General features: G+C 45.7%; 17 protein-coding genes. 14 read left to right on the top strand and 3 right to left on the bottom strand.

From position 1 onward, the window contains the following. Positions 1-49: 49 nt before the first annotated feature. From tet(34) to pgpA, 13 genes are all read left to right on the top strand, one after another. A complete protein-coding gene (gene tet(34) / locus R7Z41_RS18180; protein WP_005381590.1) occupies positions 50-514 on the top strand; it encodes an oxytetracycline resistance phosphoribosyltransferase domain-containing protein Tet(34) in 465 nt (154 codons plus the stop codon). A gap of 91 nt (positions 515-605) precedes the next feature. Further along, on the top strand, positions 606-1,853 hold the full coding sequence (gene frsA, locus R7Z41_RS18185; protein WP_005381586.1) for an esterase FrsA: 1,248 nt from the start codon (positions 606-608) through the stop codon (positions 1,851-1,853). 115 nt (positions 1,854-1,968) lie between these two features. Continuing rightward, positions 1,969-2,358 (top strand): sigma factor-binding protein Crl, encoded by a 390-nt coding sequence (crl, locus tag R7Z41_RS18190; RefSeq protein ID WP_005381584.1) that lies wholly within the window; start codon positions 1,969-1,971, stop codon positions 2,356-2,358. A gap of 121 nt (positions 2,359-2,479) precedes the next feature. Then, on the top strand, positions 2,480-3,619 hold the full coding sequence (proB, locus tag R7Z41_RS18195; RefSeq protein ID WP_005383771.1) for a glutamate 5-kinase: 1,140 nt from the start codon (positions 2,480-2,482) through the stop codon (positions 3,617-3,619). 17 nt (positions 3,620-3,636) lie between these two features. Continuing rightward, positions 3,637-4,887: a glutamate-5-semialdehyde dehydrogenase gene (locus R7Z41_RS18200; protein WP_025768889.1), complete on the top strand. Its 1,251-nt coding sequence runs from the start codon at positions 3,637-3,639 to the stop codon at positions 4,885-4,887. A gap of 206 nt (positions 4,888-5,093) precedes the next feature. Beyond that, positions 5,094-5,543 carry a transcriptional regulator NrdR gene (nrdR, locus tag R7Z41_RS18205; protein WP_005381578.1) on the top strand — a complete coding sequence of 150 codons (450 nt, stop codon included), beginning with the start codon at positions 5,094-5,096 and terminating at the stop codon, positions 5,541-5,543. 7 nt (positions 5,544-5,550) lie between these two features. Further along, the gene (gene ribD, locus R7Z41_RS18210) at positions 5,551-6,678 is read left to right on the top strand and encodes a bifunctional diaminohydroxyphosphoribosylaminopyrimidine deaminase/5-amino-6-(5-phosphoribosylamino)uracil reductase RibD (protein WP_206970855.1); all 1,128 of its coding nucleotides are present in this window, start codon (positions 5,551-5,553) and stop codon (positions 6,676-6,678) included. A gap of 8 nt (positions 6,679-6,686) precedes the next feature. Further along, positions 6,687-7,340 carry a riboflavin synthase gene (locus R7Z41_RS18215; RefSeq protein ID WP_005381574.1) on the top strand — a complete coding sequence of 218 codons (654 nt, stop codon included), beginning with the start codon at positions 6,687-6,689 and terminating at the stop codon, positions 7,338-7,340. Positions 7,341-7,513: 173 nt separating this feature from the next. Next, positions 7,514-8,623: a bifunctional 3,4-dihydroxy-2-butanone-4-phosphate synthase/GTP cyclohydrolase II gene (ribBA, locus tag R7Z41_RS18220; protein WP_115385781.1), complete on the top strand. Its 1,110-nt coding sequence runs from the start codon at positions 7,514-7,516 to the stop codon at positions 8,621-8,623. Between the two features lie 169 nt (positions 8,624-8,792). Continuing rightward, the gene (gene ribE, locus R7Z41_RS18225; protein ID WP_005381572.1) at positions 8,793-9,263 is read left to right on the top strand and encodes a 6,7-dimethyl-8-ribityllumazine synthase; all 471 of its coding nucleotides are present in this window, start codon (positions 8,793-8,795) and stop codon (positions 9,261-9,263) included. Then, positions 9,263-9,730, top strand: coding sequence for a transcription antitermination factor NusB (gene nusB / locus R7Z41_RS18230; RefSeq protein WP_005381571.1), 468 nt, complete (start codon positions 9,263-9,265; stop codon positions 9,728-9,730). The genes ribE and nusB overlap by 1 nt, the downstream gene beginning before the upstream one ends. Positions 9,731-9,808: 78 nt before the next feature. Continuing rightward, positions 9,809-10,774: a thiamine-phosphate kinase gene (gene thiL / locus R7Z41_RS18235; RefSeq protein ID WP_005381570.1), complete on the top strand. Its 966-nt coding sequence runs from the start codon at positions 9,809-9,811 to the stop codon at positions 10,772-10,774. Positions 10,775-10,865: 91 nt separating this feature from the next. Next, positions 10,866-11,372 carry a phosphatidylglycerophosphatase A gene (gene pgpA, locus R7Z41_RS18240; protein WP_206970853.1) on the top strand — a complete coding sequence of 169 codons (507 nt, stop codon included), beginning with the start codon at positions 10,866-10,868 and terminating at the stop codon, positions 11,370-11,372. Between the two features lie 46 nt (positions 11,373-11,418). Here the strand turns inward: pgpA and dxs are convergent, their stop codons facing one another. Genes dxs through xseB form a run of 3 tightly spaced genes read right to left on the bottom strand, consistent with a single transcriptional unit; the run spans position 11,419 to position 14,453 of the window. Further along, complete coding sequence (gene dxs, locus R7Z41_RS18245; RefSeq protein ID WP_005383623.1) at positions 11,419-13,284, bottom strand: 1-deoxy-D-xylulose-5-phosphate synthase; 1,866 nt, start codon at positions 13,282-13,284, stop codon at positions 11,419-11,421. Positions 13,285-13,304: 20 nt separating this feature from the next. Next, on the bottom strand, positions 13,305-14,189 hold the full coding sequence (ispA, locus tag R7Z41_RS18250; protein WP_206970852.1) for a (2E,6E)-farnesyl diphosphate synthase: 885 nt from the start codon (positions 14,187-14,189) through the stop codon (positions 13,305-13,307). A 21-nt stretch (positions 14,190-14,210) separates the two neighbouring features. Then, a complete protein-coding gene (gene xseB, locus R7Z41_RS18255; protein ID WP_005381566.1) occupies positions 14,211-14,453 on the bottom strand; it encodes an exodeoxyribonuclease VII small subunit in 243 nt (80 codons plus the stop codon). A gap of 263 nt (positions 14,454-14,716) precedes the next feature. Here xseB and pomA point away from each other — a divergent pair, with 263 nt between their 5' ends. Beyond that, a complete protein-coding gene (pomA, locus tag R7Z41_RS18260) occupies positions 14,717-15,478 on the top strand; it encodes a flagellar motor protein PomA (RefSeq protein ID WP_005381564.1) in 762 nt (253 codons plus the stop codon). Positions 15,479-15,491 lie beyond the last annotated feature (13 nt).

Below are 15,491 nucleotides of genomic sequence, written 5' to 3' on the forward strand. Positions count from 1 at the left end.
CTTCGCTAGATTTTGAGGATGCATATTTTCAAATTATTAGGTTATTACAATGAGTAAAAAATTCATTATCACTTGGGATGCAATGCAGACTTACTGCCGTGAACTGGCTGAGAAACAAATGCCAGCTGAGCAATGGAAAGGAATTTGGGCGGTAAGCCGCGGCGGTTTGGTTCCTGGCGCTATTTTAGCTCGTGAACTGGGTATTCGTTACGTTGATACAATCTGTATTTCAAGCTACGACCATGATCATCAGCGCGATATGACGGTACTAAAAGCACCTGAAGGTGATGGCGAAGGTTACCTAATCGTTGAAGACCTAGTAGACAGTGGTGATACAGCGCGCAAACTACGTGAGATGTATCCAAAAGCGAAAATGATCGCTGTGTGTGCGAAACCATCAGGCAAAGAGCTGCTGGATGATTACGTTGTAGATATTGCTCAAGACACTTGGATCGAGCAGCCTTGGGATATGTCAATCCAGTATGCTGAGCCAGTAAACCGCAAGCAAAAATAAGCGCGGTTAAAGAATATTGAGAAATGCCCCTTTATAGGGGCATTTTTTTTATTATGATATTAAATCATGCTAATAGCCTAGGGTTCTTCCTATGTCTGAAGACGTCAGTAAAAATCTTTCCGAAACTTTGTTCGTGAAACATAAGCAAGCAAAAGAAACCTCCGCGCTTACCCAGTACATGCCGACCAGTAAAAAAATACTTGATGAACGAGAAGCGCAGGGTGATCGTGCTTGGTATCGTCATTTGCGTCGCTTGCAATGGGCTTGGCAAGGATTGTCTCCGATCGAAATGGAAGGCGTACTGTCCAAAATTGCTTCATCATCTCACTCGCGAACCAATGATGATTGGTTAGACACTGTAATGGGTTATCACAGTGGTAACTGGACATTTGAGTGGATCAAGCTTGGTATGGATCATCAGAAGCGAGCAAATGAAATGCAAGGAGAAGAGGCAGCGGATGAACTCTTCACTGCTTCTTTGTGTTTTAGTATTGCAGGCTACCCACATTTAAAAAATGATAACTTGGCATCGCAGGCTCAAGTACTGGCAAACAAAGCGTATTCTGACGGCGCAGAAAAAACTAAGTACACCATCAAGCAAATTGAAGTGCCTTACCAAAATCGCAAAATCATCGCGAACCTCCATTTACCAAGAACGGATAAACAGTTGCCTGTGGTCATGGTGAGCGCTGGTTTGGATACTCTACAAACCGACATGTGGCGTTTGTTCCGTAATCGTCTTGCACCGCGAGATATTGCGATGTTAACCGTAGACATGCCTTCGGTAGGGCATAGCTCTCATTGGCCCTTGACCGAGAATTCAAGTTGCCTACATCAAGCGGTATTGAATGAGCTTTACTCGCTACCTTGGGTTGATCATCACAAAGTGGGGTTAGTTGGGTTTCGTTTTGGTGGTAATGCCATGATCAGACTCTCTTTTGTCGAGCAGGAAAAGATCAAAGCTTGTGTCGCTCTAGGCGCGCCCGTACATGATATTTTTACTTCCCCTCAGAAGTTACAAAAAATGCCGAAGATGTATTTAGATCTTTTGGCTTCCCGTTTGGGGAAAAATGCGGTTGATATTAATAGCATGGCTGGTCAGATGATGGCGTGGTCATTGAAGGTTCAGGGCTTCCTGAGCAGTCGAAAAACCAAAGTGCCTATTTTGGCTTTGAGTCTTGAAGGCGATCCAGTGTCGCCACACAGTGATAATCAACTTGTTGCTCTATTTAGCCAGTATGGTAGAGCGAAAAAAATCAGTTCCAAAACAATTACAAAAGGATATGAGCAATCCCTCGATTTAGCCATAAAGTGGCTAGAAGATGAATTATTAGGGTGACAATTCTCCTAAATTAGTTAAGAGTGATATATCTGAGCAAAAAATAAGCTCATGATAATTAAAAATAATAATCATTCTTGGGTGTTTACTTTTAACTATGAAAACGGAGATTCATATGTCAGAGACGACTCAGGGCCCGACTCACTTTCGCTTGATGTCAAAGTTGAAGGCGATAGGGCCTTACCTGCGCGAACCACAATCGCAAGAAGGGCGCTATTATTTTGATTGTTTATCTGTATGTGTAGACGACAAAAAATCGCCTGAGAAGCGTGAATTTTGGGGCTGGTGGATGGATTTGGAATCCATCGAGGGAGGCTTTACTGCTAAATATCATATTGGCAAGTACAACAAAGAAGGGCAATGGGTATCTGAAGCCCTTCCCAAAAAAGTGGTAGAGGAAGTGTATCTCACGCAGAGCACATTCCATCAAAAGCTGGTTGATACTTTAGAAGAACACTTCAAATTAGAAGTCGAATATCACACGGAGTCTTTCGATTTCGCTTAATTTGGTTGTTTTCATTTAATACCAAACAAAAAGGTGCGAAAACGCACCTTTTCTCTTGTTAATTCCCTATTTGATTGTTAAAACATCCTCTCTTTATTTGTTTTTCACTTCAGAAGACATCATGACAACGAATCAACAAAATGCAGTTGTTTCACAACCACAAACTGTCGTTGTGAAACTGGGTACAAGTGTGCTGACAGGCGGCACTCTGGCACTCGACCGTGCACACATGGTTGAGTTAGCACGCCAGTGTGCTGAGCTTAAAAAACAAGGCCATTCAATCGTAATGGTTTCGTCTGGTGCGATTGCAGCAGGCCGTGAGCATCTTGGTTACCCCGCATTGCCCAACGAGATGGCGAGTAAGCAGTTACTTGCCGCGGTGGGGCAGAGTCGCTTGATTCAAACATGGGAGTCTTTGTTTGGTATTTATGGTATCAAGATTGGCCAAATGCTACTAACCCGTGCCGATTTAGAAGATCGTGAGCGATTCCTTAACGCGCGTGACACTATTAATGCGCTCGTTGCGAACGATATTGTTCCTATCGTAAACGAAAATGATGCCGTTGCGACTAGCGAGATTAAAGTTGGCGATAACGACAACCTTTCCGCTTTGGTAGGCATTTTATGTGGTGCAGATAAGCTCTTGCTTTTAACGGACCAAAAAGGTCTGTTTACTGCTGACCCTCGCAAAGATCCGAACGCAGAGCTTATCAAGGAAGTAAAAACCATCGACGATACGCTGCGTAAAATCGCAGGTGGAAGCGGTACAACATTGGGTACTGGTGGTATGGCAACGAAGCTGCAAGCCGCAGACATCGCTCGCCGCGCAGGTATCGAGGTTATTATTGCTGCTGGTAGTGCGCCGAATGTTATCTTTGACTCTTTAAGTGCTGAACCTCAGGGCACGCGCTTCCTACCTTGCGCTGAAGCCTTAGAGAACCGTAAACGCTGGATTCTAGCGGGACCTGCGGCATCGGGCGACATCGTTATTGATGATGGTGCAGTCAATGCTGTGGTCGGCAAGGGCAGTAGCCTACTTGCTAAAGGGGTCATCAAAGTTAGTGGTGACTTCGCACGAGGCGAAGTGGCGCGTGTAACAAACGCTCACGGTAAGTTGGTGGCTCGTGGCATCAGCGCCTACTCAAGTGATGACCTAACTAAAATTACTGGTAAACACAGTAAAGATATCATCTCTATTTTGGGGCATGATTATGGCTCTGAGGTGATTCACCGCGATGATTTGGTCGTCATTCAGGAATAGAATTAGAGGGAAGCAAAGTGGATTTAACGAATATGGGTAAAGCTGCTAAAGATGCAGCTTTCGAATTAGCGACAGCGTCAACTGCGCAAAAGAACCAAGCATTAGCCATCATTGCTGATGAGCTAGAAGCAAACTCTGCTGCTATTTTGGCGGCAAACGCTAAAGACATCGAACTTGGCCGTGAAGCGGGTTTAACCGATGCGCTGCTCGATCGCCTTTTGCTTAATGAAGAACGACTGACTGCAATTGCGAATGATGTTCGCAACGTCATTAGCTTGAACGATCCTGTAGGCAGCGAAATAGACAGTAAGGTACTGGAAAATGGGATGTCACTGTCTCGTCGTCGTGTGCCGCTTGGTGTCGTGGGCGTAATTTATGAAGCGCGTCCAAACGTAACCATTGATATTGCAGCGTTGTGCTTGAAAACCGGCAACGCAAGCATTTTACGTGGTGGCAAAGAGACCTTTTTCTCGAATATGGAATTAGTGAAGGTTATTCAGTCTGCGCTCGCAAAGGCGAACCTTCCAGCCGCTTCTGTGCAGTACATTGAAAAACCAGATCGTGAGCTTGTTTCTCAATTGCTTAAGTTGGACGATTACGTCGACATGATCATTCCACGCGGTGGTGCTGGCCTACACAAAATGTGTAAAGAAAACAGCACGATTCCGGTGATTATTGGTGGCTTTGGTATCAGCCATATCTTTGTCGACGAATCCGCTGATCTAGAGAAATCCCTGAATGTGGTTGAGAACTCTAAAGTTCAACGTCCATCTGCGTGTAACTCATTAGATACGCTGCTCGTGCATGAAAAAATTGCAGCGCAATTCCTACCAATGATCGTAGAGCGCATGAACGATAAAGTGACCTTCGTGACAGAGCCTAAGGCAAAAGCACTGATGGCTCAAGCAACACAAATTCGCGATGCTGTTGAAGGTGACTTTGATACGGAATGGTTGAGCTACACTCTTGGTGTAAAAGTTGTGTCTGATGTGAAAGATGCCATTGTTCATATGCGTGTCCATAACGCGAGCCACTCAGATGCGATCATGACCAATAGTTTGGAAAACTCAGAACTGTTCATCAATTCTGTCGGTTCGGCGGCGGTTTATGTGAATGCTTCAACGCGCTTTACAGACGGTGCGCAATTTGGCCTTGGCGCAGAAGTCGCAGTATCTACGCAAAAGCTACATGCACGCGGTCCGATGGGCTTAGAAGAGCTAACTAGCTACAAGTGGGTTGGTAAAGCGAACTACTTAGCACGCAGTTAACACATTCGACGAGATCTTGAGTGAAAAAGGGGCCTTTGCGCCCCTTTTTGTTTTGTCTAACATACCAATTCCGCTACACTACATGAGCTTTTATTTCGGTTTGAAAGCGTTATACCCAAATAGCTTTAATAGAGTCCGTATAACCATGAACGCGTGGTTATCCGTGATTGCTCATGAGGTTATTTTGGTATAGATATGGAGGTGATATGCATTGTCCTTTTTGTTCCGAGAACGATACCAAAGTTATTGATTCCCGCTTAGTGGCTGATGGCCATCAAGTTCGACGTCGCCGTCAGTGCTTGGCGTGTAGCGAGCGTTTCACTACGTTTGAAAGCGCAGAGTTAGTGATGCCTAAAGTGATCAAATCGAATGGCAACCGTGAACCATTTGATGAAGATAAAATGGTTGGCGGTATTCAACGAGCTTTAGAGAAACGCCCAGTGAGTGCCGATTCTATAGAGTTAGCGATCAGTATGATCAAATCACAACTGCGTGCGACGGGTGAGCGAGAGGTTCCGAGTGAAATGATTGGTAATTTAGTCATGGACCAGCTCAAAGAGCTCGATAAGGTGGCTTACATTCGTTTCGCTTCCGTTTACCGCAGCTTTGAAGATATTCGCGAGTTTGGCGAAGAGATTGCCCGCCTAGAAGACTGAGTAGCTCATGACTCAACACACTCCTGAAAGAGCGTTTTCTGATTTAGATTTCGCCATGATGTCACGAGCTATTAAGTTAGCGGAACGTGGCATTTATACCACCGCCCCTAATCCAAATGTAGGGTGTGTCATCGTTCGTGATGAAGAAATTGTCGGTGAAGGCTATCACCATCGTGCTGGTGAGCCGCATGCCGAAGTGCACGCGATGCGCATGGCGGGTGAAAAAGCAGTTGGTGCAACCGCTTATGTGACGCTAGAACCTTGCTCTCATTACGGCCGTACACCGCCATGTGCCGAAGGGCTGATTAAAGCCAAAGTGGCACGTGTGGTTTGCGCCATGGTAGACCCAAACCCGAAAGTTGCAGGTCGCGGCATCCAGATGTTACGTGATGCCGGAATTGAAGTACAAATCGGCTTGTTAGAGCAAGATGCCCTTGCCCTTAACCCTGGTTTTATAAAGTACATGCGTACAGGCATGCCGTTTGTTCAATTAAAAATGGCAGCCAGTTTGGATGGGCAAAGCGCACTCAGTAATGGTCAGAGCCAATGGATCACCTCCCCAGCGGCCCGCCAAGATGTGCAGCGTTATCGAGCGATAAGTGGTGGCATTCTTTCTACTAGCAAAACGGTGATTGATGATAATGCATCACTCAACGTGCGCTGGGATGACTTACCTGATAGTGTTCAAGCGCAGTATTTACAAGAAGAGCTTCGTCAACCAGTACGTGTAATCTTAGATCGTCAGAACCATTTAACTGATGCGCTCAAGCTGTTCCATACCGATGGAGAGCGAGTTATTGTTCGCTCTGATGGAGACTGTATCCCTCTATTGGACAGCGCTGACCAAATTGACTTATCAACGACATTAAAACGTATCTCGGATGAGCACCACATCAATCACTTATGGGTTGAAGCTGGAGCTACGCTAGCGAGTGCGATGATAAAGGCTAATCTTGTAGATGAGCTCATTGTTTACCTTGCGCCAAAACTCATGGGCAGCGATGGTCGGGGGCTTATCGGTGCTTTAGGGTTAAGCGCTATGGCTGACGTCATAGATTTAAACATTACAGACGTTCGTATGGTTGGGGTAGACATTCGCATCACCGCCACCATAAAACGTAATGAAATTAGATAAGAAATAGTATGTTTACAGGAATAGTAGAAGCAGTTGGCAAGTTAGCTGCGATTACGCCGAAGGGCGAAGACATCACCGTCACGGTTGAAACGGGTACGCTTGATATGTCAGACGTTAAGTTAGGCGATAGCATTGCGACCAATGGTGTTTGCTTAACGGTAGTTGACTTCGGAAGCCACTATTACAGTGCTGATCTGTCATTAGAAACCTTGAAGAAAACTGGGTTTGCTGAATACCAAGTAGGCGATAAGGTGAATCTAGAAAAAGCCATGTTGCCAACAACGCGATTGGGTGGACATATCGTTTCTGGCCATGTCGATGGGGTTGGTGAAATTGTCGAACGCAATTCAGTTGGCCGTGCGATAGAGTTTTGGGTTGCAATGCCTGCGGAAATTAGCAAGTACGTTGCAGAGAAAGGCTCGATTACTGTTGATGGTATTAGCCTAACCGTCAACGACTTACGTAAAAATGCTTTTAAGCTGACGATCGTTCCTCATACGAGTGAAGAAACTACGATTGACCAGTTTCAAGTGGGGCGCAAAGTCAACTTAGAAGTTGATGTACTTGCGCGTTATATGGAGCGTTTACTGCAAGGACAACAAGAAGATAAGGCCGAGTCTCGTATCACGATGGACTTTTTACAGCAAAACGGTTTTGCATAAGTCTTGGGAGTGGCTGCGTGAGGCATGCGATAAAGAGCAGACTCACAGAACACCGCGAGATTCATTGACTTGCTTAATGCAAAGCTCAAACTATTGACCTAACTAGCATTCACTGCAACGTAATTTTTCATTGCTGTCGCAATAACAACTTTAGAATAACGGGATAACAGACTATGCCAATCAGTACGCCACAAGAAATTATTGATGATATTCGCGCAGGCAAAATGGTCATCCTAATGGATGATGAAGACCGCGAGAATGAAGGTGACTTGATCATGGCTGCCGAGCATATTACGCCGGAAGCCATCAACTTTATGGCAACCTATGGCCGTGGCCTGATTTGTTTAACCATGACCAAAGATCGTTGCGAAAGTCTAGGTCTGCCACCAATGGTGCAAGACAATAATGCGCAATACACCACCAACTTTACTGTTTCGATTGAGGCAGCAGAAGGGGTAACGACTGGTATTTCAGCCGCAGATCGCGCACGTACCGTTCAAGCAGCAGTCGCGCCAAACGCTAAAGCTGCGGATTTGGTGCAGCCTGGTCACATCTTCCCTCTCGCAGCTCAAGACGGCGGTGTACTGACTCGCGCAGGTCACACTGAAGCTGGCTGTGATTTGGCTCGTCTTGCTGGTTTAGAGCCAGCATCGGTGATTGTTGAGATCTTAAATGACGACGGCACGATGGCCCGTCGCCCAGATCTAGAGATCTTTGCAGAGAAGCACGGTATTAAATTGGGCACTATTGCCGACCTAATTGAGTACCGCAATAACACTGAGACAACGATTGAACGTGTGGCAGAGTGTAAGTTACCGACAGAGTTTGGCGAGTTCACGTTAGTCACGTACAAAGACACCATTGATAACCAAGTGCACTACGCAATGTGCAAGGGCGATTTGAAAGAAAAAGCGCCACTGGTTCGCGTTCATCTTCAAGACGTTTTTACCGACTTACTACGTAGCGATCGTAATGCAGAGCGCAGCTGGACACTAGATAAGGCAATGACACGCATTGGTGAAGAAGGCGGTGTGCTGGTTGTTCTTGGCCATGAAGAATCGACCGATCTACTTATTCATCGCGTGAAGATGTTCGAAGCGCAAGACAAAGGTGAAGCCCCAACGCTTGCTAAAAAACAAGGCACGTCTCGCCGTGTTGGCGTTGGTTCACAGATTCTTGCGGATCTCGGTGTACATGATATGCGTCTTCTGTCATCGACCAACAAAAAGTACCACGCGTTAGGTGGTTTTGGTCTGAACGTTGTTGAGTACGTCTGCGAGTAACAACCGAACAATAAGTTCCTAGTCTTTGACGTGCTTAACTCGTCAATGGCTAGGAACCGGTGATTTGCCTCCAATTTCCATTAGATATTGCTCACAAATTTGTGCTAGAATCCGGCGATTCTCACTTGATGAACATATTTCACTTATAAATAGAGTTAAAGGAAAGCTTATGAAAGTGATCGAGGGTGGCTTCCCAGCGCCAAATGCAAAAATTGCTATCGTTATTTCTCGTTTCAACAGTTTTATTAACGAAAGCCTACTTTCTGGTGCGATCGATACACTAAAGCGTCACGGACAAGTAAGCGAAGACAACATCACGGTTGTGCGTTGTCCAGGTGCCGTAGAACTACCTCTAGTAGCTCAGCGTGTTGCTAAAACTGGCAAATTCGACGCTATTGTTTCTCTAGGGTCTGTTATTCGCGGTGGAACGCCTCACTTTGACTATGTTTGTAGTGAAATGAACAAAGGTCTAGCACAAGTGTCTATGGAATTCAGCATTCCAGTAGCATTTGGTGTTTTGACTGTTGATACGATCGATCAAGCGATTGAACGCGCAGGAACCAAGGCTGGTAATAAAGGTGCAGAGGCTGCACTAAGCGCACTTGAAATGATTAATGTACTATCTGAAATTGATTCCTAATGGGGGCCAGTGTGAAACCAGCCGCACGTCGTAACGCACGTCAATTCGCTCTACAGGCGATCTACTCATGGCAAATTACTAAAGAGAATGTTGCCAAGATTGAAGAACAGTTTTTGTCTGGCGACAAATACGATGAAGAAGAACTTCATGCATCTGAGCCAGCGCTTGCTGCTCCAGAGACAGACGTAGCTTACTTCCGTGAACTATTAAGCGGTGTTGTACTTAGCCACGCTGAGCTAGATAGCAAAATTCGTCCATACATCTCTCGTCCTATGCAGGATTTAGATATGATGGAACTTGCTCTTCTTCGCCTTGCTATGTACGAGATGACTCGTCGCGAAGATGTTCCTTACAAAGTTGTTATCAATGAAGCGATTGAACTTGCAAAAGTTTTCGCAGCAGAAGATAGCCACAAGTTTGTGAATGGTGTACTTGATAAAGCAGCACCTCACATTCGTAAGAAATAACGATTTCTTCAATGAAAAGGTCAGCACATGCTGACCTTTTTTGTATCAAAAGCTTTTACATCAAAAAGTAAGTGAATTATGTCTGGTGAATTTAATCTGATAGACAAGTACTTCGTCGGTCGTCAGAGCCAACGTAAAGATGTCCATCTAGCCGCTGGTGATGATTGTGCTTTGGTCAAAGCGCCAGCTAATGTTCAGATTGCGATTAGCACGGATACATTGGTAGCTGGAACGCATTTCTTAGCCGACGCGAACCCAGCATGGGTCGCACACAAAGCATTGGCTTCTAACATCAGTGATTTGGCGGCGATGGGCGCAACGCCTGCGTGGGTGAGCTTTGCATTAACGATGCCTGAGCCAGATGAAGAATGGCTTGCTCCTTTCTGTGATGCATTTTTCGAACTGGCTGATTACTATGGTATTCAGTTAATAGGCGGTGATACCACCAAAGGGCCATTGTGTCTGACACTCACGGTGCAAGGTTTTGTACCTGAAGACAAAGCGCTCACGCGATCCGGAGCCAAGCCTGGGGATTGGGTATATGTAACGGGAAACCTTGGCGATGCAAAAGCTGGCTTGGATGTGATTCTAGATGACTCTCTGCGCAGCAGAGCCGGCGCGGAAGCACTAGAGCGAGCTCATTACCTTAGTTCTCCGCGTGTGCTTGCTGGACAAGCTCTTGTTGGCTTAGCCTCGTCGGCGATAGATATTTCAGATGGTTTAATCTCTGATATTAAGCACATTTTACAGCGATCTCAGGTTGGGGTGAGTATTGATGTCTCTCAGCTACCGATCTCTTCAGAATTAGTCCAGTTTTTAGATGATAAGATCAGCGCGCAGCAGTATGCTTTAGCAAGTGGCGAAGAATACGAGTTGTGTTTTACCGTGCCGGAGCAAAATCGAGGCTCGTTACAAAGCGCTTTATCTCATACTGGCTGTAAGGTCACATGTATTGGTCAAATCCGACCAAATGGAACCTTCGAGCTGCATGATAACAATCAACCACTTGATTGGGACTTAAGTGGCTTCGACCACTTTAAATGATCTGAGCTAAGCTCTAGCTAAGAGCCTGTTACTATTGAGCAACTCACAGGCATGACGATTGAAACCAAACTAGCAGTATAGGTTTAAGGATATGACCAACCCTCTTTCTCTGATTTCATTAAAGAACCCGTGGCATCTATTGGCGACGGGTTTTGGCAGTGGATTATCCCCGTTTATCCCTGGAACAATGGGCACACTGGCGGCCGTGCCTTTCTTTTTGTTGTTGGCACAATTACCATTTACGGCGTATGTCATTGTTGTTCTGATTTCGTGTGTGATCGGCATTCAAATATGCCAAGTGACGTCTGCAGACATGAAGGTGCATGATCATGGTTCAATCGTATGGGATGAGTTTGCAGGCTTTTGGATTACGATGAGCATTGTACCTGCACTGAATATTCCACTCACTGAATGGAAGTGGTTGATCACTGGCTTCATCTTATTTCGTTTTTTCGATATGGTAAAACCTTGGCCAATTGGGTGGCTAGATAAGCGAGTTCACGGTGGGCTGGGTATTATGGTTGATGATATCGTGGCGGGAGCTATGGCCGGTGTTGCCCTGTTTCTAGTCGCAAAATATGCGGGCTGGATGAACTAAACACTGAACGTAAAAAAGGGATGCTATGAACATCCCTTTTTACATTCTATTTTGCTAAATAATCCAAGATGGATTTTTCAATTCCTTTTGCATCGAGACCAAGCTCTTCATGCAGTTCATCTTGTGTTCCCTGATGAATAAACTCATCTGGTAAACCTAGGTTCAACACAGGTTTAATGATTTTATCTTTCATCATGAACTCAACGACACCAGCGCCAGCACCACCCGCGATAACATTTTCTTCTAACGTCACGAGCACGTCATGATCTGCGGCTAGTTGACGAATCAATGCCTCATCGAGCGGCTTCACAAAGCGCATATCAGCAACAGTGGCGTTAAGGTATTCTGCCGCTTCTAGCGCGTTGCCCAAGAAAGTACCAAAGTTCAGAATAGCAACTTTTTCACCTTGGCGAACCATGCGCCCTTTACCGATTTCTAACGCCGTAAACTCAGTTTCGATTTCTACGCCCATGCCGCTACCACGAGGGTATCGAACCGCACTCGGGCCAGAATGCTTATGGCCAGTGTAAAGCATTTGTCGGCACTCGTTTTCGTCGCTTGGCGCCATGATCACCATGTTCGGAATACAGCGCATAAAGCTCAAATCGAACGCACCTTGGTGAGTTTGACCATCTGCGCCAACGAGACCTGCGCGGTCGATCGCAAACATCACTGGTAAATCCATGATCGCGATGTCGTGGATCAGTTGGTCATAACCACGTTGCAAGAAAGTCGAATAGATAGCTACGATTGGATGATCGCCCGCAATTGCCATACCTGTTGCAAGTGTCACTGCGTGCTGCTCAGCAATCGCCACATCAAAGTATTGGTCTGGGTACTCTTTTGAGAAACGCACCATACCTGATCCTTCGCGCATTGCTGGCGTAATTGCCATTAGCTTAGGATCTTGGGCCGCCATGTCACATAAAAAGTCACCGAAGATCTTTGAGTAAGTTGGCTTACCGCCACTGCTCTTCGGCAGACAATTATGCGTTGGATCGAATTTAGGAACACCATGGTAGCCGATAGGATCTTTCTCGGCAGGCTCATAACCTTTGCCTTTCTTGGTCATGATGTGTAGGAACTGAGGACCTTTGAGCTCACGCATATTTTTCAGCGTTTTGACGAGTTCATTGACGTCGTGCCCATCAATCGGGCCAATGTAATTAAAGCCGAACTCTTCGAACAGAGTACCAGGCACTACCATGCCTTTTAGGTGCTCTTCCGTACGGCGAACCAACTCTTTAATAGGTGGAACACCAGACAGCACTTTTTTACCGCCTTCACGGATAGAAGTGTACAAGCTACCAGAAAGTACCTTCGCAAGGTGGTTATTCAGGGCGCCGACGTTTTCTGAAATCGACATTTCGTTGTCGTTCAAAATCACCAACATATCAGGATGAACGTCGCCAGCGTGGTTCATGGCTTCGAATGCCATGCCTGCTGTAATTGCGCCATCGCCAATCACACTGACAATTTTACGGCCTTTACCTTCTTTTTGTGCGCTGATGGCCATGCCAAGACCTGCACTAATCGATGTTGAAGAGTGGCCGACAGATAAGGTGTCATATTCACTTTCTTCACGCCAAGGGAAAGGGTGTAGACCATCCTTTTGGCGAATTGTTGGCATTTTATCGCGACGTCCGGTGAGGATTTTATGCGGGTAAGCCTGATGACCAACATCCCAGATCAATTTGTCGATAGGGGTGTTGTAAACATAATGCAGAGCGACAGTTAGCTCTACGGTGCCTAAGCCAGACGCTAAGTGTCCGCTAGATTGGCTCACTGAATTTAGCAGATACGTTCGCAGTTCATCACACAGATTTGGTAATGTTTCTTTCGGAAGAAGACGTAATTCTTCCGGTGTATTTGCTAACGCCAGTGTTGGGTACTTTGAAATATCAAGAGTCATATAAATGCGCGCTTATAGTGTTAATTTTTGCGCTCGATGACATATCGGGCGAACTCTTCGAGTAACTGAGTATTGTATGGGATAGCTTCCAATGCTTGAAGTGCTTCCTGTAACAGAGTGTGAGCTTTCTCTATGGCTCCCTCTAAACCCAGCAGGGAAGGATAAGTGCTCTTATTCAGACCTTGGTCGGAACCTTGAGGCTTACCCAGTGTTTCTGTGTCACTGATGATATCAAGAATATCGTCTTGAACCTGAAACGCCAAACCAATTGCTTTTGAGTAGCGCTCCAAGTGAGGTAGAACCTCGATACCTTTCTCACCAGCAGCTAATGCACCTAATTTTACCGCACAATCAATCAGAGCTCCGGTTTTTTTACGGTGTATCTCTTCCAGTTCTTCAAGAGAAACTTGGCGATTTTCCGCGCCTAAATCTAAGGCTTGCCCTACACACATGCCGCTGGCACCAGAAGAATGCGCTAATGCTTTGATCATGTTGATGCGTTGAGCTTCTGCCGCCGGGCTTAATTGACCATCAGCAATAATAGTGAAGGCAAGGGTTTGTAGTGCATCACCTGTCAGTATTGCGGTTGCTTCATCAAACTTAATATGACAAGTTGGTTGACCTCGACGCAGTTCATCATCGTCCATGGCTGGCAGATCATCATGAATGAGTGAGTAGGCATGTATACATTCGATAGCAGCGGCGGGGGTGTCTAAGTCTTCAGGTTTACAGCCGAGCATTTGACCTGTGATGTAAACAAGAAAAGGGCGAACGCGTTTTCCACCTAGCAAAAGGCCGTATTTCATTGCTTGAATCAATGGCTGCTCTTGATATGGAAGCTGATCGAGCCACAAATTCAATTGCTGATTGTTTCTTTGTTGAAAAGACGTCAATGTCTGTTGCATCACATTGCTCACTACTGATTGTTATTCTGAATCTGGTTTGAAGTCACTCAGTGGTGCTTCATCATCTTCACTAAGAAGAATGCTCACGCGCTGTTCGGCGTCGCTTAATTTAGTTTGGCCTGCACGAGCTAAGGCAATGCCTCGTTCAAACTTACGCAGGGCATCATCTAGAGCAAGATCGCCATTTTCTAATTGATCAACCAAGCTATCAAGCTCTTCAATGGTTGCTTCAAAGGTCATGTTTTCTGGTTTCTTGACCGCCATCTTTTTTCTGCCTTAATCAAGCCTCGGGTAAGATGCACGAAAGTTACCTTAGCCTAGTAACTTGGTCAAATTTAACCTTATATAATTGTCACAAAATTAGCGTTCAACGAGTCTAAGCGATGAAACCCCATATTTTGGTTGAGGTTGTTAAGTGTAATTTGTGATCCATTAACTAAGATTTTTCTAAAAATTCTGCGCGAGTTGTCGATACAGGTAATAATCCGCCCAATGGCAGTATTTGAGTATAGCGTGAGGAGTGCTTTGTGGATTTAGCAACCCTATTAGGTTTGATTGGTGGTTTTGCATTCGTCATTATGGCGATGGTGCTTGGTGGCAGCATCGGCATGTTTGTCGATGTCACGTCGATCCTTATTGTCGTTGGTGGCTCAATATTCGTCGTGTTGATGAAGTTCACAATGGGACAGTTTTTTGGTGCGACAAAGATTGCTGGCAAAGCCTTCATGTTTAAAGCGGATGAACCCGAAGACCTGATCGCAAAAATTGTGGAAATGGCCGATGCGGCGCGTAAAGGTGGTTTTCTTGCTCTTGAAGAGATGGAAATAAACAACACATTCATGCAGAAAGGCATTGATCTACTGGTTGATGGCCATGATGCCGACGTTGTGAGAGCGGCACTCAAAAAAGACATCGCGCTTACGGATGAACGACATACGCAAGGTACTGGCGTATTTCGCGCCTTTGGCGACGTTGCTCCTGCGATGGGAATGATTGGCACCTTGGTTGGTCTTGTTGCGATGCTTTCAAACATGGATGACCCTAAAGCGATTGGACCAGCAATGGCCGTTGCACTCTTGACCACATTGTATGGCGCGATCCTGTCTAATATGGTGTTTTTCCCTATTGCGGATAAGCTTTCTCTTCGTCGTGACCAAGAAACGCTAAATCGCCGTTTGATCATGGATGGCGTATTAGCGATTCAAGATGGCCAAAACCCGCGAGTGATCGATAGTTACTTGAAGAACTACCTCAATGAAGGTAAACGTGCCCTTGAGATTGACGAGTAACTTGGAGAGTCGT

The organism is Vibrio sp. 1457 (assembly GCF_033340195.1).
GTDB classification, from domain to species: Bacteria; Pseudomonadota; Gammaproteobacteria; order Enterobacterales; family Vibrionaceae; genus Vibrio; species Vibrio alginolyticus.